Below are 24,527 nucleotides of genomic sequence, written 5' to 3' on the forward strand. Positions count from 1 at the left end.
GAAATTTATTATTGTTTAAGGCAAACTATACTATCGGTATCGCATTCTTATATCCCAACAGAGCATGTATTTAGAGCTTAACAACATCACCTTTCAGTATTTTTTAATGCCGATCATCTCGTCGCAATTACTGTTAATGGTGTTGTTATACTTTGTGGTGATTTATCGTGGGGTGCTCAAAGGCCGTAATTTATTCAGTTGTTTTTTAGTCGTTTTTATTACCTTTTTACTTTGTCGCTCGGTGCAAGAGTTTGCTCAAGACACTACCAAGCTATTCTTATTGTATTTCCGAATAAGTTTGCTGTTTTCGATAGGTTTTCCCACATTAATAGCCGCACTTTTCCTGCAAAGCAAGATACAAGTAGATCGGCTGACTTGGGTAATTCTGTTCGGTGCCGGTTCGTTTATTTCTTTGTTTTATTCAATGTCACACGATGTTGCCCACCATGGTGTTTATTTTTCAAAACAAATAGCTAATTTTTTACCTTTTGAACTAAGTACCCATACCCACCGCTATACCTCGACAGTGGGTATTTGCGTGATGTTGCTATTACCTTGTTTGTACCTGCTATACAAACAACTGATGGATGAGAGAAATAAGATCACACTGGCGTTTTTAACAGGCGCTTTGTGCTTTGGCTTTTTCTTTTTAATGAGCATGTTCCTATTTCGCTTTTACTGGATCTACGGTATCGGCGCTGCATTACTGGCGGCATGTTGGAGTTATGCGGTCTATCTCGACATTACAGAGATGAAAGGTAAAACCTTTCTGCTAACCGAAGAGTTAAACCTGCTACTGCGTTCCGGCAATAAAAATATTCAACCTGAATTACGCCAGATGTTAGAAAACATCGAACTGCAATCTCAAGGCGATTTGGATCACTACAAACTTAAAGTTAGAGAAATACTTAGCCTATTAACAGATAGCACGATCGACGCGGGTGGTGATAAAAAAGCCTTGCTAGATCGTAACGAGCAAAAGATTAATGCCATTAGCCAAAGTCAGGATATTGCCGCCGTTCGCCAGCTTGCTACTTGTGAAGTTATTGAGCTGTCCGCGACTATTTCAGATATCCCAACTAAACGCAGTGAACAAGTTGTCGAGCAAGTCACTCGCTATATTCATGAGCAATTTAGTGGGCAGTTTGATTTTAGCGAGCTATCAAAACAGCTGGGCATGAGTGAATCCTACATTCGCCGTATCTTTAAAAAACAAACCAATCAAACTATCAATCAGTACTTATCTGACTATCGTATTGAGCAAGCAAAAATTCTACTGCAGTCGCTATCAGTTACCGACACCGCCTTTTCCGTTGGTTTTAACGATGCCAATTACTTTAGTACCGTATTTAAAAAGCTAACTGGGCAAAGTCCGACCGAATATCAACAGTCTTTGGTTTCGACTTAGATAGAGCCATCTTATACTAGAGCCAGAAGAAAATGGGCTGAAGAGCGCTTTCACACTGAGCGCGAAGCAGTCGAAGTGTCGGTAAGTTAAAAAGTAAGAAGACTTCGACGAGCTCAGCCTGAAGTTGTTTATATAATCGAAATATTTGTATAAACATCACATAGTTAGTCATTTCTGCTTGCCGAGCTGAAAAATCGAATTGTTCATTTCTTTTTTAAAAATCCCTAACACCAACAAACCACCAAATATTTTTTATATAAATCTACCATTTATATAAAAACCACAAACCGAAACAACTAGACGACATATCAATGTTATTTGTTAACAACAAATTAACTTAAGATACCTAATAATCCGCCAGTCTTAATTTAGAATGTTAAAGGTTTAACAATGAAACATGCCATCCAAATGTTGGTAAGTAGCTGTCTCGCATGCTTACTTACAACGGTAAATGCGTTTGCTGGGCAAGCAGATCAACAAAAAGTGCCAGATAGCCTAATGCTGTTCGATTTTGAAAAAGGCTTTGAGTTGGGCTCAGCCATCACTAACGATGCCAAAGTTAGCTTGGTCAACAAGCACGGTTCGCAACAGCTATTGTTGGAAACAGGTATGAAATCGGGCGCACCGGGTGTCACGATTAAAAGACCAAAAGGCAGTTGGGACTTAAACGCCTACTACCATGTAAAAATGGATATCACTAACGCTGGTGAGCACCCTGCTCGCATCATCTTTAAAGTTGGCGATCCTGCAGATGGTATGGAAGCATGGCAAATGGAGATCCGCTTTGATTTAGCGCCGGGTCAAACCAAAACCGTAGCCGACGATATTATTACCTCACCTTGGCGTTTCTCAAAGCCGCTTGAGTTAGTCGCCATGCGCGCCGCACCCGGCCAAGCAAAATCAGATTTAAGTGCGATTAATCAGGTTAAAGTCACCATTAACTATCCTGACAACAATCATAAACTATTAATTGATAATATCCGCGCTACTAACCCTGTACGCTGGGTAGACCCAGAAGGTTTCTTGCCGTTTGTGGATCGTTTTGGTCAATACAAGCACGCACATTGGCCGGGTAAAACCTTATCGGTTGATGATTTACGCCAACAAGCGATTGATGAAGATCGTGAATTAGCCGCGCAGCCTGGACCAAAACACTTTAATAAATACGGCGGCTGGCAAAACGGCCCACAGCTTAAAGCGACAGGGTATTTTAGAACTGAGAAATACAATGATGTTTGGTGGTTAGTCGATCCGCTAGGACGCTTGTTCTGGTCACATGGTGTTGGTGTAGTATTCCCCGGTACCGCGATCACTGGCACAACCGACCGCGAAAGCTACTTTGAATGGTTACCCGAAAAAGACTCTGCCTTTGGTGCTTTTTATGGCAAAGCTGGTCGCGCTTCACATGGTTACTATAAAACCTTAGCTGAACGCGAAACCTATAACTTTACCGCTTCTAACCTTTATCAAAAGTTTGGTGACAACTGGAAACAAGAATTTGACCGCGTCACCCATGCGCGCATTCGCAGTTGGGGCATGAACACCTTAGGTGTCGCGTCTAACCGAGAGCTAAGCAAACAGGGTAAAACACCTTACACAGAAACGGTTTGGGTTTGGGGCACCAAAAAAATCGAAGCCTCTAAAGGTTATTGGGGACAATTCCACGATGTGTTCGATCCTAGCTTTCGTCGCCAATTAAAGCGAGCTTTAGCAAACCGCGATCACGCAATCGATGATCCTTGGGTATTAGGTTTCTTTGTCGAGAACGAATTGTCATGGGGTGCTGAAGGTTCTTTAGCGATTGCAACGTTAGAAAGCCCAGCCAGTCAGCCAGCTAAAAAAGAGTTTGTGAAAGATTTAAAAGCCAAATACAAAACCATTAGCAAATTAAACAAAGTATGGGGTACTAAGCACAGCTCTTGGAACGCATTATTGCAATCGACAACCCCACCCAATAGAGCAAAAGCTTGGCAAGACATTAGCCGTTTTTACAAAAAGATAGTCGAAACCTACTTCGCTACTGTGCGTGATGAGTTAAAAGCCGTCGCTCCAAATGGCTTATATTTAGGCTGCCGCCTTGCTTGGGCAAATAGCGATACCGTAATTCGCACCGCCGCTAAATATACCGATGTTATCAGCATGAACAAGTACCAATACCATGTGACCAATGTGGGTTTACCTAAAGGTGTAGATAAGCCGATTATTATTGGCGAATTCCACTTTGGATCGCTTGATCGCGGCGCATTACACCTAGGTGTAGTTGAAGCAACTAGCCAATCGCATCGAGCGGAGTTGTATACGGATTACGTTGAGAGTGCGCTATTAAATCCCTATATCGTTGGTACTCATTGGTTCCAATACGGCGAGCAGCCCCCTACTGGCCGAGGCGATGGTGAAAACTACAATGTGGGTATTGTCGACTTAGCCGATAAACCTTTCCCGGAGCTGGTTAAAAGCATTCGAGAAATCGGTTATCGCATGTATAACTTCCGCAGCTCAGCAGCCGAAAATAACCAGATAGTTCAACCGAAAATGCCAGTGAAAAAAGATACTGTGCAAGTGGATGAAGACGCGCATACGCGCTCTAATTAGAAGGGATTTAGGAGCAATGGATTGCTCCTAAGCGCCGCGGGTCGCGACATTTAAATGGTGGGAGTCGTTCGTCTCCGGCCACCCTACTTGCTATATTACTTTTCAGTTTGCACTAAACTAAACCAGTTGCCGGAATTATCTAAGCCCATAGCTTCAACGCCATATAGCTGTTCTGTCGGTGGTTGGATAAACTCAACGCCTTTAGCCACAAGCTCTTCGTACGTTTTTTGACAATCTTTAGTTTTGAAAACGCCCGCACCAAACGCGCCTTCCTTTATCAGACTTCGTATTTTTTCAGCTGAGTCTTTGGTAAACATAGGTCCTTCTTTTGGCTCTGCTAAAACCAGCTGAAGTTGTGATTGAGATTTCGGATACACAGTTAGCCATCGGAAACCACCTTCCACTTTCATATCATCACCGACTTCAAAACCGAGTTTGTTCTTATAAAAATCAAGTGCTTCGTCTTGATTAAGTACGTATATTGTTGAATGCGCTATGGACGTGATCATTTAAATATTCCCTGTTGTTAAGTCATCGTTATCTTATAGCAATAATCAAAGTGATATTTCTCCAATATTGCTCACTTTGGCAATTTACCCCCAAAATAGGTACTTCTGATAATACTCGATGTTCATTATTTTCGAAGCCATGGAATGTATGTTACTTAAACAGCTAGAATTCATCTTCTAGACGTTCCAAAACAGAAAATACTTTCTTAAACAAAAAACTATGGCTGGCAAACCCAATTCGAATGATGACACCAAACGACCCTACATGCCCTTATATGTTGATGATTTCCAATGTTTATTTAAAGGGATATAAAGAGTAAACTCCATTGAAAAATGATTAAACGCTGCGTTTGCTGCAGCAAAATAATGTTTAAATGGAGCTTAACTTGAAAAATACCATGATTTGCTCACTTCTACTCTCTCTAGCTAGCTGCGGAGGCTCTGGTGGCAAAGATACATCTAACGATTACTCGGAACAATATAAGAACCTAGTAGGAAAATGGACTTCGAATTGTTTTCTTACACCTGAACAGCAATTTAAAGATCCTACAGAGCCCAAAGTGGTTGATATCGATTTGTACGTTAGAGAAACATTGGAATATACGGATACAACCTTCAAAGCAACAAGGCTATTTTATTCAGATCCTAGCTGCACTAATTCCGTTAATTATGTTTTGGATCCTGATTCGGGGCAGACTGGTGTCTATGATTTTAAAAACAGCTTTGAAAGTTCAGATGGATTAACGTCGAATTCATACAAAATGGAGTATTCGTTTGACTACAGCATAACTGGAGCCATTAAGTTGAATAGCAAAGGACAACCTGTACCGCGTTTATTTGAAAAATCATATTATTTTGACGTAGAGAAAATGTACCCGGTTTTACGTTCGCAAGAAAATTTATATGTTAATTTTCAAATTGAATATACTTTGCAGTAACAAAGTCTTTGTGAGGTAGCAAACCTCACTATTGTGTTGAAAACGTCTAAAAACCAAAAGCTAATCTGGTGTCCGAGCAGGCACCAGATAGAAATGCAAAAATGATATTGCTCACTTAGGCAATTTACCCAAAAAACGGTAGGCGAAACAGGCTGGGATCACTTGTGCGGGAAAACGGAACGGCTCAGCTGACATAGCCCAAAGTTTACGACGATATAAAGTCGGCACCATACCCACTTGTTTTAGAAACAATGAAGAAAAACTACCTAGGCTTGTGTAACCGACTTTTTCGCATACTTCTGAAACACTAAAATTTTCGGTTATCAGCATTTTCTTAGCTTCTGCAACTCTTAGCCGAATCAAGAATTCGTTAGGTGTTTCACCATAGGTATCTTTGAAAACACGTAAGAAATGATACTGCGACATATATGAATTCTTAGCGATGCCGGATAACTTGAGCGATGCTTGAAAATTATCCGCAATATAATCTCTACTAGCGTTTAGTCTTTCGAACTTATAGTTGGTAGCCATAAAAATCACTCATTAAGTCGAATAAAAAGCAATAGGGTCTTTATATTTGCATTAACCTCCTTTTACAATAAATAAAAGCCTAAATTCAAGATTCAACAGTTGGCTCTTTTACTTTAGACAGGATTTAAGCCATTGATTTTTATATAAAATTAATATGAAAGACCTAACCCTAGAGTTCTATTTCAATGTTCTACGGAATAATTATTCGCATGTACTATTTTGATAATCAGCAACACAACGTGCCTCATATTCATGTGCATTACCAAGATCACGCTGCAATTATAGAAATACCTGAAGGCAATATTTTGCAAGGCAAATTACCGACTTCTAAACAAAAATTAGTTGATGCTTGGATTGAGATTCATAAAGATGAATTGATGGCTGATTGGGAACTTGCCATTAATGGTGAATCTGTATTTAAAATTGATCCTTTAAAATAGGCTACCACCAAGCAAACAAATGGTTGATGAATTTATTAATGACCAAAGTGCCAATGCCTATGAAAACTTGGTAGAGCGTTTACTTAGTTCGAAACATTATGGCGAGCGCATGGCCATGGACTGGTTAGATGTGGTGCGTTATGCCGATACTTGGGGTTATCACAGCGACAACGAACGCGAAGTTTGGCCATATCGTGACTACGTTATTCAAGCGTTTAACGACAATATGCCCTTCTCTACTTTCACTAAAGAACAACTAGCGGGTGACTTGATGCCAGAAACGGGTTATCGCGGTTTAACGGCGTCAACCTACAATATGCTAATCAACATAACCCAAGAAGGCGGCGCGCAAGACAAAGAGTTTTTAGTTAAATCCTTGGTTGATAGAGTCACTAACGTTGGCACGACTTGGCTAGGTAGCACGACAGGTTGTGCGGTTTGTCATGATCATAAGTTCGATCCCTATTCCGCCAAAGATATATACAGCTTAGGCGCGTTTTTCGCCGATATCGACGAAAAAGGTTACTGGGGTAGCTCGCGTATTGGCAGCAATATTTTTAATAAATTCCCTGTCGCGATAGTCGGAAACCAGCAAGAACGCGATATGTTTAGCACACTGTTAGCTCAGCATGAGCAAGACAAAAAGCAACGCTCGATTAAACCTTTTGGTCATTGGCAACAAGCGAAAAAAACCGAAGAAGGCAAGCTAACACCTTCTTTACAGGCGTTTGATACCTTAGCCGGTATCACCATAGCTAAACCTTTAACTGGCTTTGAGCAATGGCTAACTAAGTTACGTAAATTTGCCAATTCATCAGCCAACACTACAAATATCAGTAACGAGAAAGACAACGACAAAAGCCTATGGCAACCAGTACATATAGACTCATTACAAACCGCCAATGCCAGCGCCAACTTAGAAGATAACAGCATTGTAAGAAGTGACTGGATTAAACCAACTCAGCCAGAACAATATGTTATTCAGAGTAACGGCAAATTCCCTAATCAAATCTCGGCACTACAATTTGATTTTTTAAGCGAAGAGCAAGATCCAACGAAAAACTGGGCAGCTAAAAATGTGCCATTTGCCATTAAGCAATTAACTGTCAGTGTCACTCGACCAAACGGTAAAAGTGAACAAAGCCAAGTCGAGTATCAAGTGCAAACCGACCAGCTTAAATCCTTGGACTTAGGTTACTACATGATCCCTCGTGCTGGGTTAGAAGTTAATTATCGCCATGAATATAACCTTGCCAGCCGTAAAAACTTGCTTGGCAAAGACATGGTACTGTTTTTAGAAAAACCGCTTAATTGGCAAGCCGGTGATAAAGTTGAAATCAAGCTCGATCTGACTTGGCAATATGGTGTCGAAAATATTGGCGCTGCCATTTTACCTTCAACCAAAATCAAAGCGACCCATGCCCAATATTTAGGGCCGCTACCGGATGAAATTTTAGCCTTAGCCAACCAAGCTAAACATACAGAGCTAGAAACCGAATACCTCACCAAGTACTACAACCTATACAGCCAACCCGCTGTCGCGCTAGAGCGAAAAGTAGTCAGTGGCGATGTTGAGCTCGTTAAATTAGGTAAGCAATTACCACGCACTTGGATCACTAAAACGCGCAAAGAACCGCGCCAAACCAGAGTATTACCACGTGGTGACTGGATGGATGAAACTGGTGAAATAGTCACACCAGCTATTCCAGAGTTTTTAGGTAAACTCGATATTAATGATCGCCGCGCTAACCGTCTCGATTTAGCTAACTGGCTGGTATCAGCCGACAACCCATTAACGGCTAGAGTGACAGTCAATCGCTTATGGAAAAAGTTTTACGGTATTGGGTTATCGAAAGTGTTGGACGATGTTGGCTCGCAAGGTGAATGGCCAACTCACCCAGAATTACTTGACTGGCTAGCGGTTGAATTTATCGAATCCGGTTGGGATATCAAACATATGGTGCGCTTGATGGTGACATCAGCCACCTATCGTCAGTCGTCCATTGTCGATTCTAAAACCCGCCAAAAAGATACGCAAAACCGTTATTTTGCGCGCCAAGCACAAGTGCGTTTACCAGCCGAAATACTACGTGACAATGCTTTAGCGATAGCAGGTTTGCTGGATAATCAGATCGGTGGCAGCAGTGTGCGCCCCTATCAACCAGCGGGCTATTTATCGGATTTAGAATTCCCTAAACGCTATTGGCGTACCGAGCAAGACAACCAGCAATATCGTCGTGGTCTTTATACCTTCTGGCAACGCACCCGCCTGCACCCTATGTTGCAAACATTCGATGCACCTGCGCGTAGTGAGGGCCATGCCGACAGAGTGGTATCTAATACGCCACTGCAAGCCTTAACCCTGTTAAATGATCCGAGTTTTGTCGAAGCAGCACGTGTATTTGCCAGCCATATAATGCAACAACCGGGTACAACCGAAAGCAAAATAGATTGGGCATTACAAACTGCCTTAGCTCGCACTAGCCAATCGCAGCAGGAACGCAATACCTTGGTTGAAGCCTACCAAACTAACCTTGATTACTTTACGCAAACACCGCATGAAGCCAGCGCGTTACTTGACCAAGGTAATCAAGCCAATCCACAAAATCTTGAGCAAAACCAGTTAGCCGCATGGACATCCGTCGCACGCATTATCTTAAATTTACATGAAACGGTTACCCGCCTTTAGGAGAAAATCATGACGATTTCACGCAGACATTTTTTAAAACTTTCTGCTGCCAGTGCGGCAACGGGCTTGGGTATGGCGAATGTTTTTCCGGCACTCGCCGCGGGAGACGCTAGCAAAATAGGTAATGGCCAGCTTGGCAACAACAATGGAAAATGGACTGGCATACTCAATCAATACCATACGACGCCACGTGCTAAACGGGTAATTTGGTTATACATGGCAGGCGGGCCATCGCATGTTGATCTATTCGATTACAAACCGGACTTAATCAAGTATCACGAAACCGATATGCCAGAATCGCTTACCAAAGGACAGCAGTTAGCTCAGTTGCAAGGTAAAGCGTTGAAGGTGCGAGCACCAACTTTCGAGTTTAAACGCTACGGCCAATCAGGGTTACATATGTCGACCCTATTGCCGCATATCGGCGAAAACCTCGCGGATAAAATGTGCTTAATCAACTCGATGAAAACTGACCAAATTAACCATGCCACAGCGCATAATTTTATGAATACCGGCCATGGGGTGGCAGGCCGACCCAGTGTTGGTTCTTGGGTAGATTATGCATTAGGGGCGGACGCTAATGATCTACCACCTTATGTGGTGATGGTCTCTAAAGAGCTAGCAGGTAGCCCACAACCTTTGGCGGCCAACCAGTGGCATTCCGGCTTTTTACCCAGTCGTTTTCAAGGTATTGAATTTCAATCGGGTGCAGTGCCGGTTCATTATTTACAAAACCCGGGCACAGCTCGTCCGCATCAAGGGCGATTGATTGACTACATTAAACGCATGAACAAAATGGCTGGAGATCGCCTGCAAGATCCAGAGCAAATCACCCGCAGCTTGCAATACGAAATGGCGTTTAAAATGCAGCAAAGTTTACCGCAACTCGCTAACCTAGAAACCGAACCCGATTACATTAAAGATATGTATGGTATAGGCCAAGGCAACGACAGCTTTGCGCGCAACTGCTTGTTAGCGCGTAAAATGGTTGAAGGCGGCTCGCGCTTTATTCAGCTTTATCACCGCGGCTGGGATCATCATGGCAATATTGACGGTCAACTGCCAAACGTGTGTAAAACTGTCGACCAAGCGTCAGCCGCACTAGTATTGGATTTAGAGCAACGCGGCTTATTAGAAGACACCTTAGTGATTTGGGGTGGCGAATTTGGCCACACGCCGATGTCGCAAGGTACTGGCCGCGACCATCATATTAATTGCTTCTCAATGTGGATGGCTGGTGCTGGCATTAAACCGGGCATGGTATACGGTAAATCAGACGATTTTGGTTATGGTATTGTCGAAAACCAAATGCATGTGCACGATTTACACGCGACCTTGCTGCATTTACTCGGTATTAACCATGAACAGCTAACCTACCGCAGCCAAGGACGCGACTTTAGATTAACTGATGTTCATGGTCATGTGGTTAATAAAATATTGGCTTAAAGACTAGTACATTTTCAATTTAATTTTGATTAGTGGAAAACATTAGTGATCACTTTCACACTGAGCGCGAAGCAGTCGAAGTGGCGGTAAATTAGAAAGTAATAAGACTTCGACACCAAAAGTAGGCGCCTTAAGCGAGCTCAGCCTAAAGTTGTTTATTTAATCTAAATATGGTTAAAAACATCACGAGTGATAGTAAATTATGCGAGTGATTCACCTGATCATTTTTTCTGGAAACACTACTATTGGCACAAGAAAAATCAGTCAGTATCCATAGTATTGAAACTAAGATAGTTAAGCGCAGTACCTAGACATTCTTAGTTTCCGACTTTGAAGCAAGGCGTTAAGTCGTGTGCTACGACTTAACATTAAACTTAAGCACCCTGCCCCATTTACTGTATTCAGTAATCAGTAAATTGCCTTTGGCATCAAACGCAATGCCATGCGGTGACGTAAATATGCCGTCTTGCCAGTCTTTTGGAGCGGTACGATCATGGCCAATTTGCTTAGCATTGTCATTAGTGCCTATGGTGTTAACTATCTTGCCATTAATATCGAGAATACTGACACGACCGCGGATCTCAGCAACTGCTAATTTATCTTTATAAAAAGCCACAGCACTCGGTTTACGTAGGTCGGTGGCATAATCACCAATCAAGGTGCCGTCTAATTGCATATGCACCAAACGATCGTTATTGCGATCAGTACATAACAAGCGTTTGGGTGTGTAGCGCGGATCAATAGCTATTTTGTGGCAATTGCTAAACTTCCAAGGTTTGCCTTTACCCGCGAAGGTGGTTAGATAATTGCCTTTGCCATCAAACTGGTGAATAAAATCACGGCCATAACCATCGACAATATACATCTCGCCGCTATCTGCTACGGCTATTCCCGACAAGCGTAACTTACGTTTATCTGTCCAGTTTTTATGTACCGTAATTTCATTATGGTAACGCTCAGGAATAGTTTTAAGTGCATCAATTTCTAGCACTTTATTACCTTGTAAATCCATTTTAAGGATTTTGTAGCTAAACATAGTGGGCGCGTAGATAAACTCTTTATCACCTTCTTGTTTAATCACTAATGCATGAATATCCCAAGGGGCTTTAGGTAGATTGCGCAAGTATTTACCTTGTGGTGAAAACACTTGAATACCACCTTGCTTACCCATCACGCTAACGTAAATATCTCCATTTTTAGATACGGCGATCTCACCATGTGACTGGCCAATATGTTTTTGACCTTCGGCGGGTTTTAACCAGCCTTTTTCATGGCTATAGCCATGATGCTTGTCATGTGCCGCAACATTAAACGCGGTAATAGGAGCCGTTAAAGTAGCGATTAGCAGTAGTGCTAAGCGACGGGTAATGAATTTCATAAATTGTTGCCTTTTTGTATTTTGTTGTAGGTGAGCATTTATGCTTACAGAACCAAACCTTATCTTTGTAGGCGAGCATTTATGCTTGCAGAGCCTGCAAACCTTACCTTTGTGGCGAGCATTTATGCTTGCAGAGCCTGCAAACTTTACCTTTGTAGGCGAGCATTTATGCTTGCAGAGCCTGCAAGCCTTACCTTTGTTGCGAGCATTTATGCTTGCAGAGCCTGCAAACCTTACCTTTGTAGGTGAGCATTTATACTTACAGAACTTGCAAACCTTACCTTTGTAGGCGAGCATTTATGCTTGCAGAGCCTGCAAACCTTACCTTTGTAGGCGAGCATTTATGCTTGCAGAGCCTGCAAGCCTTACCCAAAAGAGCAAGACTAAAGTCTCTCTACAAGTTGGTATTAAAGGTATTAATTTTTAAGTTAGATCGCTCAGTAAAAGCCGCTAAACCTTGCTTGCTGATTTGCGTATTGGATAAATCTAGCTGGGTTAGTTTTTTCATCTCAGCTAATTGCTTTAATTGCTGGTCGGTAACTGAGCTTTTCGCCAGTTTTAACCATTTAGTTTGCGCTTTAGCTTGCAATAAAGTAGCTATAGTTTGCTCATGAATATCTTGTTTAACCTTGGCGTAAATCAAGCTGACATAAGGTTTGCCTTGCTGAATACGGCTAACGTGAAAACCAGCTTGTTCAAGCTGAGCAACGACATCAGCCGGTAGTTCAGCGATCTGCTCTTGCTCCTTTTCTGCAAATTCACCAAGTTTTAACTCTTGAGCAATTAGGGTATTTATCTTGTCCTTGGGTTGTAATTCAGCCACGCTCACTTCGTTTTGTGCACCGTTTTCAATCCACCAAGCAATCAGTTGCACTTGTTTTTCCGTTAGAGGTGTTTTGCCCTCAGCAGGCATAAACTTTTTGTCATGGCTATCAAGCGTAATGCGTTTATACAGTTCACTTTCAGCACTGTTATTGGCGACGACAACGTGTGCCATGGTTGCTTCATAACTCGCAACACTAAGCTTACCTTTGGCTTTTTGATCGTTATGACAACCACTACAGCGTTGCATCAGTATTGGTTCAATCACATCAGGATAAATTTGCGCTTGCGCTACCGATGTCACTGGCTCACGCACTTTGAGCCCTGCCATTTTTTGCACAAAAACCGGGGCATGCTCAACAAGGTAGGTTTCACCATGCGTCATATTGGCACCATAATGGCCAGTCGAGAACAACAGAAATAGCTGCAGCACACTAAGCGCAACGATCTGTTTACCTTGTCCTTGTTGCTGCCCTGCTTTCTGTCCATCTTGCTGTCCTTCTTTCTGTTTTAGGGTTAAACGCCCTAAATAAAACCAACAGAAAAACGAACAAACAATCACACCAATTGCCCAGTTTCTGTGAGTCGCGATAGCGTCTTCACTATAGCCACCGCCAAGTGATAACAGATAACCTAAAAATGCCGCGCCTATGGCGCTAACCGCACCCCATAACCAAACCGTTTTGATTAAAACATTACGTGGCTGTTTTTTATAAACCCAGTAAATCTCGATAAAGGCCGCCATAAACAAAATGCCAATCGGCAAATGCAGTAGCAATACGTGAAAACGACCTAAAAATTGGATGATATCCATTGTGAAAAACCTCTTTGTAGGTCGAGATTTGCCTGCATGGATGCAGGTACTTAGGATTTGTCGGGAACAAAATCCTGTATCTCGACAATCTAACCAGTCGAAATAAATTTCGACCTACAGTAATTAAGCGCTCAGTGTGAAAAATCACGCCAATAAATCTTTAACCACGTGGCCATGAACATCCGTCAAGCGAAAGCGGCGGCCTTGATACTTGTAGGTTAAACCTGTGTGATCGATCCCCATTAAGTGCATAACGGTGGCTTGCAAATCATAAATATGCACGGCACCCGGCACATAGTGATGCTTGTCAGCGGCGATAGGCTGACCACTGTCATCAACAATGTTGTAGCCGTAATCGTCAGTTTTACCGTAGATCAAGCCAGACTTGGTGCCGCCGCCAGCCATAAACATGGTGAAACAGCGAGGGTGGTGATCACGACCATAGGTCTTGTCGGTAAGTTCACCTTGGCAGTAACTGGTGCGGCCGAATTCGCCGCCCCAAATCACTAGCGTGTCATCCAATAAACCACGTTGTTTTAAGTCCTTAATTAAGCCCGCTGTGGCTTGGTCGGTGTCTTTAGCTTGTACCGGCAGTTTTTCTGGGATCTCTTTATGTTGATCCCAACCTGTGTGATAAAGCTGGATAAAGCGTACATCGCGCTCGACTAAGCGTCGCGCCATTAAACAGTTGGCAGCGTAAGTGCCAGGTGTTCTGGCATCTTCACCATACAAGTCAAAAATATGATCCGGCTCTTCACTGAGGTTAGTCGCGTCCGGAATCGATTCCTGCATGCGGTACGACATTTCGTATTGAGAAATACGCGACAAGATCTCAGGGTCGCGACTGCGTTCATACTCTTTCTCATTGAGCTTTAATAAACGATCTAGCGTGCGACGACGTTTCGCACCATCAATGCCATTCGGGTTATTCAAATACAGCACCGAATCAGCACCCGGTCTAAATTGTACGCCTTGATAAACCGAAGGTAGGAAACCACTGCCCCATAAGCGTGAATACAAGGGCTGACCTGCAGGGCGACCACCTGGGCTAGAAGTCATAACAATAAATGGTGGCAAGTTGTTATTGGTCGAACCTAAACCATAACTGACCCATGCACCTAAGCTTGGCCGTCCTGGGATCATAAAACCGGTTTGCATTAAGGTTATCGCAGGGTCGTGGTTAATGGCATCCGTCGCCATCGAGTTAATCGTACACAGCTCATCCGAGATACTTGCCATATGCGGCATTAGCTCACTGAACCAAGCACCATTTTCACCATATTGCTTAAAGTCCCACTTGGAACCACATAGCGGGAATGAAGCTTGATCCGACGACATACCGGTTAAACGCTGACCATTGCGCACCCAATCAGGCAATTCTTCTTTGTGTTTCTCTCGTAGCAGCGGTTTGTAATCAAACAAGTCTTGGGTCGACGGCGCGCCACTTTGGAATAAATAGATCACCCGCTTGGCTTTAGGTAAATGATGCGGCGCACCTAATACACCGTGATCCATAGCAGCATTCGCAGTAAAAGACGACCCCAATGCCGCGCCACCGAGACAGCCAGCTGAAAGCCTTAAGAAATCTCGACGATTTAAATCTTTATTAAAAGTCATGATTTATCCTTTTACCCATCTTCCGTACTTTAATCTCAAATGTTGAAAATTTAGCAAGTCACTTTATTGTGCGAAATAGATCACAAGCATTGAAGTAAAAGATCACCCTTATTCACGCTACAGATCACACAGTATTTCAAACAGCTTCGCTAAGATAACAATATCCTTGTCATTATATTTATCAGATCCATTAATGCCCCAAATCAAACAAGTCTCTATTCAATCTATGGATCACCTTGGTTTAGTCGCTGCGTTATTGAAAAAGTACAAAATTGCACAGCGAATTGACCTGATGCTGCCGATTAAATTGGATAAACGAACCAAGTCTACGTATGGGCAGCGGATCTGCGCGCTAATCCTGAATGGTCTTGGGTTCACCAATGCGACTTTGTATATGACCCCAGACTTTTTTAAAGACAAACCGATAGAGGCATTGATAGCGCCAGGGCTTTGTGCCGATGATATGAATGAGGATGCGCTGGGTCGATGTCTTGATAAACTGAATCAACACGGGACGACACGTTTATTTAGTCAGTTAGCTTTTGAAATTATTCAAGAGCATGGCTTATTAAGCACCAGCCATCATTTAGATAGCACCAGCTTAGCCTTATTCGGTGAATACAATGGTGATTGGAAGCATGCCCCAATACCTAAACAAGGGTATTCCAAAGACCATCGCCCCGACTTGAAACAAGTGGTTGTTAATCTCATTACCAACGGCCCAGCAGGACTTCCGATTTATTATGAAAGTTATGACGGTAATGCAGCAGACAAAACGATATTTCATGACAGCATTGCTTATATGCGTAACTTCATTGAAGAACTCAATAATAGCGAAGACATGTTATGGGTAGCTGATTCAGCGCTGTACAACACGAATAAGCTTCAAAATGCCAACGTGAATTGGCTGACACGCGTGCCAGCCACCTTAAACATAGTTAAGCAAAATAGTGCGAAAAGCGATGATGCTTTTGAATGGTGCGAATTAGATAACGGTTATCGTTACGCCAAAATTAACGATGAAGACAAAGACAGCCCGAATGAAAACTGGGTGCTATACAGCTCTGAGCAAGGTAAAGCTCGCCAACTGAAAACATTGGAAAAGAAAATCGATAACGCACATCAAGCATTAACTCGCGCATTGAAAAAAGTATCAGGGACATTGTATGCGTGTGAGCATGACGCGAGACAGGCACTTAAAAATACCGCTAAAAAAGCGAAGTATCACCAAGTTGTTGAACGCGAAATAGAGGCTCAATGGGGATACGAAAAACGAGGAAGACCGAAGCCAGAAGATAAAAAACTCAAAGGTTACCGGGTCATAGCAGACATTGTAGAAAACGCAGAAGCCATAGCCCAAGCGAAGCACCCACTTGGTCGATTCGTCTTAGCCACAAATAAAACGAGTTTAACACCCGCGCAAATGCTTAAGGAATACAAGCAACAATCTCAAGTTGAAAATGGTTTCAGGTTCATGAAAGACAAATCCTTTCAAAGCAATCGCATTTACCTGCAAAACCCACAACGGATAGACGCATTACTGATGGTCATGAGTTTATCGTTGCTGGTTTACAACTTAGGTCAATACGAATTGAGAGCGAGATTAACAAAAGAAGACGAAACCTTGCCCAATCAGTTAGGGCACCCCACGCAATCGCCTACATTACGCTGGGTCTTTCAAATGCTGCGAGGGATAAGTTATGTTGATTTAGGAACACAAGGCATTGGGGTCGCGAATATCAGTGAAAGAGAAGAGAAAATCATTCGCTTATTTGGCAAAGAAGCTTTAGATATATATCAACTGAGCTAGCCATCACTTGAAGAAAAATACACTGCTATGCGGTGGCATTTGTCGTGCGCGTAAAACAGGATAAGCTTATCGAACAAACAGATCTACTTAAAAATTTAGGGCCGCAACCACACAAAATATCCTGTATCTATAATTAAGTGCGGAAGATCGGCTTTTATTTATAGTCAAAGCAATCGGATTTTAGGCAAAGCCGTCAAGCTTCGAGACCCCATGAGCTTATGCTCTTATAAGTGATTGGGGCGAGAAGCGCTGACAATGCAGTCCTAAAGTTCGAGTGAGAAGACTATTTATTGGCGAGTTATAAATTCGCTCAGATTCATTACCGCGGAAGATACGACGGCATAAGCCGCTACTTCAGCAAAGCTGGCTTCATCAACCGCAGCCTGCTTAGCACCTACCGAGAACAACTGTTTCGCTTGTTCAGGTTCAGCTTGGTAACCGACCAACATTTCATCGAGTAACGACGTGAGTTCGGCCAGTTCACTGCTTTCTAGCGAGCGGTTTAATAAGCTGCGCGCGATATAGTCGATACGCTCAACTGGCGAAGTAAACTGGCTATAGGCTTTTTCTGCTAAAGCGCGCGAAGCTTCAACATATTGCGGGTCGTTAAACATCACTAGCGCTTGCAACGGCGTGTTAGTGCTTTGCCGACGCGATACACAATAGTCTTTGGTTGCTGCATCAAAAATAATCATTGAAGGTACGCCAGCGGTGCGTTTCCAGTAGCTATATAAACCACGGCGATATAGGCCATCACCCGTATCTTCCTTGTAAGCGACCTTAGCGTTAATCGACTGCCAGAAATTAGCCGGTTGATAAGGTTTAACACTCGGCCCGCCGATGGTGTTGACCAACAGACCCGACGCTTGCAATGCGCTGTCGCGAATTTGTTCCGCTGTCATGCGATAGCGACCACCGCGTGATAAGTAGATGTTTTCTGGATCTGGTATCACGTCCGCAATAGGAAAATCTGAGCTTTGCTGATAGGTGCTCGACATCATCATCAATTTAAGCATGTACTTAATATCCCAACCCGACTGCTTAAATTCGATAGCTAACCAATCCAACAGTTTCGGATGCGTCGGCAAGTCGCCCTGATTACCAAAGTTTTCAGAGGTGTTAACAATGCCACGCCCAAACACCAGTTGCCATAAACGGTTAACCATGACGCGTGCGGTTAGTGGGTTTTCATCAGATGCCAACCATTTAGCTAACCCTAGGCGGTTTTGCGGATAATTACCGGTTAAATCACCAAAGTAGCTTGGAATATTGGCTGTCAAAGCTTCTTCTTTTACTGGCTTATCGTAGCTACCACGATCTAACAAATAGGTAGCACGGATTGGCTTATCAAACGGCGCAGCATCTTGCATCACCATAATCTGCACTGCTCTATCATCAATTAAGCGTTGCAGTTTTTCCTGTGTCTTTAATAGCTGAGTTTTATCTTGTATGTACTGCTGATTATCAGCCAAGTATTCGCTTGGATATTCTTTAAATTGTCCGCCAGCGATCTGCCAAGGTGATGATGTCGCCAGTAACTGAATTTCTTTAGCGGTTAGCACTTTATCTAACAAACGAAACTCATCTAGATCACGCCCCGTATACAGCCCTGATTCAGCTAAACGCGGCGCGCCGAACTCTATATCGCCAAAGCGAATAGCAGTGGATTCACCCTCCAAGTTATCCTGCACAATCTGGCTTTTCAGCTTTTTACCATTGAGATAAAGCGATAAACCTTTAGCTTGTTCTGAGCCGTCGTATTGGGCGTAAATATGCTGCCAATCAGTGTTTTTCGGTAAAACTTCAGACACCACTTTTATCGCGTGCTTAGGCCAATCACCAACAATAGCAAATTCCAGCTGGTTGTTAGCATTAATGGCTAAATCAAAGCCTTTCTTCTTTTTGGTATTCTTTTGATACTCAGCGGCTAAACGAAAGCCGCTGGTTGGCAAGTTCGCTAATGATTTTGTCGATAGCGGTTGTTCATCAATGTAAGTCGGCAAATCATCAAACACTTTCAAGTCTTGCGCTGTCGCTTGACGTGTCCATATACTTAAACCTAAAGGCTTTTTATTAAATACTTTTGGTCGAACGCGTGAATTAGCAAAGCCCGAGTATTTGCCTTGGCCATTAAAACGCAATGCATTACCAAATTTACCCGGCACGACTGCGGTATTAGCGATACTGACTTTGTCCGGATCTTTGCCAAAGCGACTTTCAAAACTAATGTAGTTTTTACCTTTGGCGACCAGATTTTTATATTTATCAGCATTGCTGCGATCAATTGCGGCTTTAGCTTGCTGTTTAAGCTTGGCGCTTATGTCTGCTTTGTGGGCCTTTTCCACTTTGCTGACCTTGGCCTCTAATTGAGCAATTTCTTTTTCAATATAAGCTGCCAATTCGCTGTCTTGTTTATCTGGGTAGTAAAAGGTATTGGGTTTTGCCCAGCTTCCGGCGCTAATACCGGTCTCGCGCGTGTTATTAAAGAAGGCAAACATCTTGTAATAATCTTTTGCCGACAGCGGATCATATTTATGGTCATGACAACGTGCGCATCCCATAGTATGAGCAAGGAAGGTAGTCGAGGTCACATCAACTTTATCGGCAATATATTCAACGCGAAACTCTTCATCGATAATCCCGCCTTCAGCGTTTAGCGGCGTATTACGGTTAAAACCTGTCGCGAGGATCTGGTCTTTAGTTGAGTTTTCTAATAAGTCACCGGCAAGCTGTTCAATCATAAATTGATCAAACGGCATATTGTGATTGAAAGCATCAATAACCCAATTACGCCACGGCCACATATTGCGCTCACCATCGTTTTGGTAACCGTCGGTATCGCCATAACGCGCTAGCTCGAGCCAATAGCTCGCCATTTTTTCGCCATAACGCTCTGAGGCGAATAAATCGTTTAGCATTTTCTCGTAAGCATTTTCAGATTTATCTGCCATGTACTTGTCGAATAGCGTTGGCGAAGGAATAACGCCCGTGATATCCAAAAACGCACGACGAATTAACTTAGCTTTATCGGCTTTCTCTGCAGGGGTTAGACCATGCTGAACCATCTTGGCTAAGGTAAAGTTATCGATAGAATTAGATGGCCATACTTGGTATTGATCATCTTTATCATTTGCAGGCACTTTAGGAAGCTTGGGTGGAATATAAGCCCAATGTTTCTCGTATTTCGCGCCTTGGTTGATCCACACCTTAATAATTTCAGCTTCTTCGGGCGTCACCACGGTATGTGACGATTTGGGCGGCATCACAAAATCAGGATCGGTAGAGATAATACGCTGATAAACCACACTTTTCTCGGCATTGCCAGGCACGATAGGTTGACTACCGTCTTTGAACTTTTTATACGCTGACTCTGCATTATGTAATTGTAGATCCGCTTTGCGATTCGCTTCGTCTTGGCCATGACAACCAAAACAACGATCTGACAAAATGGGTTTAACTTGAATGCTATAACTAATTGGCTCGTTAGGATCTAACGCGATTTTAGTGGCGACGTTCTCATCACCATTTTCATCGCCACCGCAGCCAGCTAAAAAACTAAAAATCAGGCTCGTAAAACCAATTTTTAAAAATCTTGATAGTTTATCTAGTTTCACCCTGAGCCAACCTAGCGGCTCATCAAAATTAAACAAACTATTAGAAAACCGTCTCATTTGTTTTCTCTCTCTACTCTGTCAACTCTGTCAACTCTGTCAATATAACGTTCGGCTTAATTGCTAATTAACTGCTGCACTAAAAATCGACATACTGTTAACAATATTCAATGAGCGAAAGAGATTATCAATTGCGAAATATTTAGCTTGCACTATGTGCCAAATGGTAAATAGTATAATTTCGAGGATATGGTGGGGTTTTAGACCTAAGCCTTGATATTAAAGGGGTTAGCGTAGTTTTTACCACTGGCAAGATGGAATATTTTTACACTATTTAACACTTAGCAAGGTGTAAAAATTACCCATTCACACGGACAAAATGCCGCCCGACTGGGTTTGAATTTGTATTTGAATTTAACCAAGATTAGATTGCTGTTATCTATGGCGATGCCGAGGTTTATACCATGGCAATGTAAAACCGTATTGTTTTACGTAAATAGCAGTCTAATGAGAGATGTTCACTGGCGGAGTCATTAGGCTGCTAGAATGTGCAGCCTAATACAAGCTGTATATTTAATTAACAGTGACTTTAACACTGTCAATATCAATCCATTTAGATTCGCCTTGTTGATCATCTAACGAATCATTATGAACTTGACCACTAACATTATCGACAAAGCCCGTGACATTTGCGCTTGTTCTAATAGGATCAGGATAAGCGTCTGCGTGTCCGTCCGATGTCCAGTTCCAAGGTCCTTCATCGCTTAACGATAAGTTACCATACAGCGCATTATCACTCGCTGGGTGGATCAACTCAGCTGTTACCTTAATCGGTGTCGTGCTATCAATATAACGTAAAATAGCATTGTCATTGCTATCGAAACTGTACTTTAACGTATTACCAGAAACAGTGACTTTACCTGCTCTATTTAATGGTGCGCGGCCTGAAACTGTATCGGCTTGGCTTTGAAAAGCAATATACAAATTAGGTACTGTGTCTGTCACATTAACAACCGTTTCATCAGCCGATTGCATAGCCGCTACATGACGATGTAAAAAGGTTAAGTCACCAACGTCGTATTGATTATTTTTGTTGATATCAAAAAATATTTGCCACTGTAAACGAGACCTTGGGTTACCCGCTTTTAATAATTTGATGGCTTGAGGTAACTCTTGAACAGCAATTTCGACATCAACAGTTTTGGTTGGTGCCAGTGGGTTGTCACAAATATTTTTAGTGGTAAAGTCATTAACCGTGGCTGGCACAAATACTTCTGTTAATGTTGGGTCTTTATAAAAGAGCCCATCACTGGTAGACGACTTATTTAAAGTTAAAGGGAAGCGAAAACCACTATATGCATCTTCACCAATATAATCGTCACCATCTTGATGAGCGATATGAAACATGACTTGATGCCAGCAATCATCCACTGAATCATTAATGTAAACATTGTAGGATTTTTGGCCAACAAATAAGAAAAACTGCTCATTAACCGTTTTCCACACGCCTACCATATCACTAGGTAAACCGGCATTTTTATCAGCCACACTAGCTCTAATATCTAATTCATCAATCAAATAGTTAACTTGACCGCTATTAAAACCAACATCAGCTAGCGCTTTTTTAACAATGGCAACTTGTTGCGTACTCAGGTGAGACAGATTGTCATAACCCAAATCTGACAGGTTTCGTTTAACCTGATTGAGTTCAGCAGCAGAGACTTTTTGTGACTGTTCTGAGCTTGGATCGCTCGATGAACTTCCGCCTCCACAAGCAGTTAATAATGCGGCAATACTTAAGGCTAATAGATTACGCTTCATGCGCTTCCCTTCCATTTTATTAAAAACAAGCATTAGAACTACAAAATGGTCAGCAATCAATCTGTTTACCTGTATAGACATTATTTGTGCAATGAATATAGGTTCAGCTAGACCACTGCAAAACAATAAAAGCTGCTTTTCAAGCGCGCACCGGTTTCCATTTACAGCTGAAAGCCAACAAATATAACAATTCGATAGCTTTTCTATCTACCTGGGCTGTACTTAACCACAGGTTTAATGTCATTCGAAATAGATAAAGAAAAGTGGCAACCAAAAGATTTAAGCTCTTTACACATATAAAACAATCTCCATGTTGGCTTACCCGCCATTCTATTACCTTGATGCCAAGTAGCTTGGCGAAAATTAATTGAACTAAGATAATATTTAGACAACGAATTAGCTTTGTTTTTATCTAGGTAGCTATGGGCAATTTGCATAATTTCGCTTGCGGTATACACCGGCTTTACCGTTTCTGAATTAGGTACTTCTTGAGAAAAGCCCCTCACCATAAACAAAACGTTTAATAGCACTAGATAGATAATTTTCATATCGACAAATCGACTTAAGAAATCAATACAACTAGCGCTTATCGCCTGGTACTGGCAATGGCGAGCCTGCAAAAAAGTCTGGCGCAGACACTGTTACCGAATCGCCTGTGGCCAATTTGAACAGCAAATAAACATCTCGATTATTGCCGTAAGCTTCACGCAAAAATGTTTCAGTGCGCGCATTATTGATAATCATACTGTTATCACGCAGTAACAAGGTGCCCATTAACATGCCATCTGGACTATCGCGGCGGACTTCAATATGTCCGTTGCTAACCGTTTTATGAACCGTCATGCCAAAATAATAGTAACCCGTACCGAGATCCAACTTATTAAACTTAACCACATCACCGTTTTTTGCAGTCAATAGGCCTTGTTCACTGTTATCTAATTTAGGCTTAATACTAAATGGCTGCGCAATTTTAACAGCGTCAACCCCAGTTAACGTTTGCTTAACCGGTATTGCACTACCGTCTTCATTATAATTTAAGTAATCAACCGCAACAGAGCGCTGTGTCCATGTACCTTCAGCTTTAAACTTATCTTGACGCCAAGAAGAGACCGCTGATGTGTGATAAAAAAAGTATTCTTGACCATGATATTCTAATACTGCGCCATGGTTTGATTGAGTTAAACGCCATGGTACATAATCTTTTCCGGGAAATTTAGGTGCAAAATTTTCACTGATATTAGACCCCAATTCATAATTAATAGTGCCCATATACTTTAACGGGCCTATAGGAGAATCCCCCATTGAATAATCTAAATGTGACTTTTTACGAGCGGGATCATCTGGGTTATTACGATCAACCTTTCCATTATATTTAGTGTGATAATTATAATAATACTTTCCACGACGTTTATGCATCCAAGCCGCTTCCATAAAGTTATCACTACCATAATCTAACTTAAACATTTTGCCATCAAGGCCTAGCATATCATCACGCAGTTTAGCCATTAACGCCTGATTCCAGTACAAATAGGCACTACCATCGTCGTCGATAAAAACAGATGGATCTAAACCGGCGCGAGTAATACCTTTCATGCGCTCAACTGTAATATCAAATTTTTTATTCATACGCTCGCTAGTAGCAATTGCCACATACCTGTCGACACCGCCCTTGCGTTGTTTTTTTGCATCTAAATAATTGCGCATTGGATAGTAGATGTAATAAGTCCCGTTGCGGTACACCACGTCTGGCGCCCAAATTGCCCAATCTTGTCCTTGGGGTTCTGGCATATCTTCGGTATGCAGAATAGTGCCGTGATCAACCCAATGTTTCATGTCAGCGGTCGAAAAAGCATGCAAAGCCTCCATATTGTGATAACCCTTTTTATGTTCATGGTCGACTGAAGTCACCATCCATACTCGGCCATCAGGCATCACTTTGGGCGCTGCATCCGCGGTATACATATGTGAGATAATTGGGTTACCAAAGGGATAAGGAGCCGTATTGATGTTTTGTTTATTTTTAGCCCAAGTTAAATGAATAGGTGTTACAAGCACGGCAGTAAGAAGACAGGAAGACAATTTTTTCATTAGTTACCTCATG

The 24,527-nt window shown here is 42.3% G+C and carries 17 protein-coding genes and 1 pseudogene; 9 read left to right on the forward strand and 9 right to left on the reverse strand.

Features of this window, described 5'->3' with window-relative positions; translation table 11 throughout:
• Positions 1-106: 106 nt before the first annotated feature.
• The gene (locus C2869_RS03640) at positions 107-1,408 is read left to right on the forward strand and encodes a helix-turn-helix domain-containing protein (RefSeq protein WP_159084016.1); all 1,302 of its coding nucleotides are present in this window, start codon (positions 107-109) and stop codon (positions 1,406-1,408) included.
• A gap of 390 nt (positions 1,409-1,798) precedes the next feature.
• A complete protein-coding gene (locus C2869_RS03645; RefSeq protein WP_228710756.1) occupies positions 1,799-4,000 on the forward strand; it encodes a beta-galactosidase in 2,202 nt (733 codons plus the stop codon).
• Between the two features lie 95 nt (positions 4,001-4,095).
• Here C2869_RS03645 and C2869_RS03650 read toward each other — a convergent pair whose 3' ends face one another.
• Positions 4,096-4,509 carry a VOC family protein gene (locus tag C2869_RS03650; protein ID WP_108601659.1) on the reverse strand — a complete coding sequence of 138 codons (414 nt, stop codon included), beginning with the start codon at positions 4,507-4,509 and terminating at the stop codon, positions 4,096-4,098.
• Between the two features lie 398 nt (positions 4,510-4,907).
• Between C2869_RS03650 and C2869_RS03655 the strand changes: the two genes are divergently transcribed.
• On the forward strand, positions 4,908-5,447 hold the full coding sequence (locus C2869_RS03655) for a hypothetical protein (protein ID WP_159084017.1): 540 nt from the start codon (positions 4,908-4,910) through the stop codon (positions 5,445-5,447).
• Positions 5,448-5,558: 111 nt separating this feature from the next.
• Here the strand turns inward: C2869_RS03655 and C2869_RS03660 are convergent, their stop codons facing one another.
• Entirely contained in the window at positions 5,559-5,978 is a 420-nt protein-coding gene (locus C2869_RS03660) for a helix-turn-helix domain-containing protein (RefSeq protein WP_108601661.1), read from the reverse strand.
• A gap of 185 nt (positions 5,979-6,163) precedes the next feature.
• On the opposite strand from C2869_RS03660, the gene C2869_RS03665 reads away from it, so the two are divergent.
• The 4 genes and pseudogenes from C2869_RS03665 to C2869_RS03675 all read left to right on the forward strand — a co-directional run bounded on the left by C2869_RS03665 (position 6,164) and on the right by C2869_RS03675 (position 10,553).
• Positions 6,164-6,418, forward strand: coding sequence for a DUF4160 domain-containing protein (locus C2869_RS03665; protein ID WP_108601662.1), 255 nt, complete (start codon positions 6,164-6,166; stop codon positions 6,416-6,418).
• Between the two features lie 13 nt (positions 6,419-6,431).
• Positions 6,432-6,920 (forward strand): annotated as a pseudogene (locus C2869_RS23100) (DUF1549 domain-containing protein); the annotation flags it as partial.
• 102 nt (positions 6,921-7,022) lie between these two features.
• Positions 7,023-9,107 (forward strand): DUF1553 domain-containing protein, encoded by a 2,085-nt coding sequence (locus C2869_RS03670; RefSeq protein WP_408011896.1) that lies wholly within the window; start codon positions 7,023-7,025, stop codon positions 9,105-9,107.
• 9 nt (positions 9,108-9,116) lie between these two features.
• Positions 9,117-10,553, forward strand: a complete 1,437-nt coding sequence (locus C2869_RS03675) for a DUF1501 domain-containing protein (protein ID WP_108601664.1) — start codon at positions 9,117-9,119, stop codon at positions 10,551-10,553.
• 355 nt (positions 10,554-10,908) lie between these two features.
• Here C2869_RS03675 and C2869_RS03680 read toward each other — a convergent pair whose 3' ends face one another.
• Positions 10,909-11,931: an NHL repeat-containing protein gene (locus C2869_RS03680; RefSeq protein WP_108601665.1), complete on the reverse strand. Its 1,023-nt coding sequence runs from the start codon at positions 11,929-11,931 to the stop codon at positions 10,909-10,911.
• Between the two features lie 40 nt (positions 11,932-11,971).
• Between C2869_RS03680 and C2869_RS03685 the strand changes: the two genes are divergently transcribed.
• Positions 11,972-12,220: a hypothetical protein gene (locus C2869_RS03685; protein ID WP_108601666.1), complete on the forward strand. Its 249-nt coding sequence runs from the start codon at positions 11,972-11,974 to the stop codon at positions 12,218-12,220.
• Positions 12,221-12,325: 105 nt separating this feature from the next.
• Here the strand turns inward: C2869_RS03685 and C2869_RS03690 are convergent, their stop codons facing one another.
• Both C2869_RS03690 and C2869_RS03695 read right to left on the reverse strand, forming a co-directional pair.
• Entirely contained in the window at positions 12,326-13,567 is a 1,242-nt protein-coding gene (locus C2869_RS03690) for a c-type cytochrome domain-containing protein (RefSeq protein ID WP_108601667.1), read from the reverse strand.
• 144 nt (positions 13,568-13,711) lie between these two features.
• Positions 13,712-15,184 (reverse strand): DUF1501 domain-containing protein, encoded by a 1,473-nt coding sequence (locus C2869_RS03695; protein WP_108601668.1) that lies wholly within the window; start codon positions 15,182-15,184, stop codon positions 13,712-13,714.
• 193 nt (positions 15,185-15,377) lie between these two features.
• Between C2869_RS03695 and C2869_RS03700 the strand changes: the two genes are divergently transcribed.
• Positions 15,378-16,994 carry an IS1634 family transposase gene (locus C2869_RS03700; RefSeq protein WP_159083991.1) on the forward strand — a complete coding sequence of 539 codons (1,617 nt, stop codon included), beginning with the start codon at positions 15,378-15,380 and terminating at the stop codon, positions 16,992-16,994.
• 287 nt (positions 16,995-17,281) lie between these two features.
• Here the strand turns inward: C2869_RS03700 and C2869_RS03705 are convergent, their stop codons facing one another.
• From C2869_RS03705 to C2869_RS03720, 4 genes are all read right to left on the reverse strand, one after another.
• On the reverse strand, positions 17,282-20,665 hold the full coding sequence (locus tag C2869_RS03705; protein ID WP_108601669.1) for a DUF1553 domain-containing protein: 3,384 nt from the start codon (positions 20,663-20,665) through the stop codon (positions 17,282-17,284).
• A 513-nt stretch (positions 20,666-21,178) separates the two neighbouring features.
• Positions 21,179-22,426: a hypothetical protein gene (locus C2869_RS03710; RefSeq protein WP_159084018.1), complete on the reverse strand. Its 1,248-nt coding sequence runs from the start codon at positions 22,424-22,426 to the stop codon at positions 21,179-21,181.
• 203 nt (positions 22,427-22,629) lie between these two features.
• Positions 22,630-22,974 (reverse strand): hypothetical protein, encoded by a 345-nt coding sequence (locus C2869_RS03715; RefSeq protein WP_108601671.1) that lies wholly within the window; start codon positions 22,972-22,974, stop codon positions 22,630-22,632.
• A 31-nt stretch (positions 22,975-23,005) separates the two neighbouring features.
• On the reverse strand, positions 23,006-24,514 hold the full coding sequence (locus tag C2869_RS03720) for a family 43 glycosylhydrolase (RefSeq protein WP_108601672.1): 1,509 nt from the start codon (positions 24,512-24,514) through the stop codon (positions 23,006-23,008).
• Positions 24,515-24,527 lie beyond the last annotated feature (13 nt).

Origin of the sequence: Saccharobesus litoralis (assembly GCF_003063625.1) — a bacterium.
Lineage (GTDB): Bacteria > Pseudomonadota > Gammaproteobacteria > Enterobacterales > Alteromonadaceae > Saccharobesus > Saccharobesus litoralis.

Bases quoted from the DNA above. Each gene is read 5' to 3' on its own strand.
- C2869_RS03720 (WP_108601672.1), bottom strand. From the start codon at position 24,514: ATGAAAAAATTGTCTTCCTGTCTTCTTACTGCCGTGCTTGTAACACCT.
- C2869_RS03690 (WP_108601667.1), bottom strand. From the start codon at position 13,567: ATGGATATCATCCAATTTTTAGGTCGTTTTCACGTATTGCTACTGCAT.
- C2869_RS03670 (WP_408011896.1), top strand. From the start codon at position 7,023: ATGTTTAGCACACTGTTAGCTCAGCATGAGCAAGACAAAAAGCAACGC.
- C2869_RS03680 (WP_108601665.1), bottom strand. From the start codon at position 11,931: ATGAAATTCATTACCCGTCGCTTAGCACTACTGCTAATCGCTACTTTA.
- C2869_RS03675 (WP_108601664.1), top strand. From the start codon at position 9,117: ATGACGATTTCACGCAGACATTTTTTAAAACTTTCTGCTGCCAGTGCG.
- C2869_RS03685 (WP_108601666.1), top strand. From the start codon at position 11,972: ATGCTTACAGAACCAAACCTTATCTTTGTAGGCGAGCATTTATGCTTG.
- C2869_RS03695 (WP_108601668.1), bottom strand. From the start codon at position 15,184: ATGACTTTTAATAAAGATTTAAATCGTCGAGATTTCTTAAGGCTTTCA.
- C2869_RS03655 (WP_159084017.1), top strand. From the start codon at position 4,908: ATGATTTGCTCACTTCTACTCTCTCTAGCTAGCTGCGGAGGCTCTGGT.
- C2869_RS03660 (WP_108601661.1), bottom strand. From the start codon at position 5,978: ATGGCTACCAACTATAAGTTCGAAAGACTAAACGCTAGTAGAGATTAT.
- C2869_RS03650 (WP_108601659.1), bottom strand. From the start codon at position 4,509: ATGATCACGTCCATAGCGCATTCAACAATATACGTACTTAATCAAGAC.
- C2869_RS03710 (WP_159084018.1), bottom strand. From the start codon at position 22,426: ATGAAGCGTAATCTATTAGCCTTAAGTATTGCCGCATTATTAACTGCT.
- C2869_RS03700 (WP_159083991.1), top strand. From the start codon at position 15,378: ATGCCCCAAATCAAACAAGTCTCTATTCAATCTATGGATCACCTTGGT.
- C2869_RS03715 (WP_108601671.1), bottom strand. From the start codon at position 22,974: ATGAAAATTATCTATCTAGTGCTATTAAACGTTTTGTTTATGGTGAGG.
- C2869_RS03665 (WP_108601662.1), top strand. From the start codon at position 6,164: ATGTTCTACGGAATAATTATTCGCATGTACTATTTTGATAATCAGCAA.
- C2869_RS03640 (WP_159084016.1), top strand. From the start codon at position 107: ATGCCGATCATCTCGTCGCAATTACTGTTAATGGTGTTGTTATACTTT.
- C2869_RS03645 (WP_228710756.1), top strand. From the start codon at position 1,799: ATGAAACATGCCATCCAAATGTTGGTAAGTAGCTGTCTCGCATGCTTA.
- C2869_RS03705 (WP_108601669.1), bottom strand. From the start codon at position 20,665: ATGAGACGGTTTTCTAATAGTTTGTTTAATTTTGATGAGCCGCTAGGT.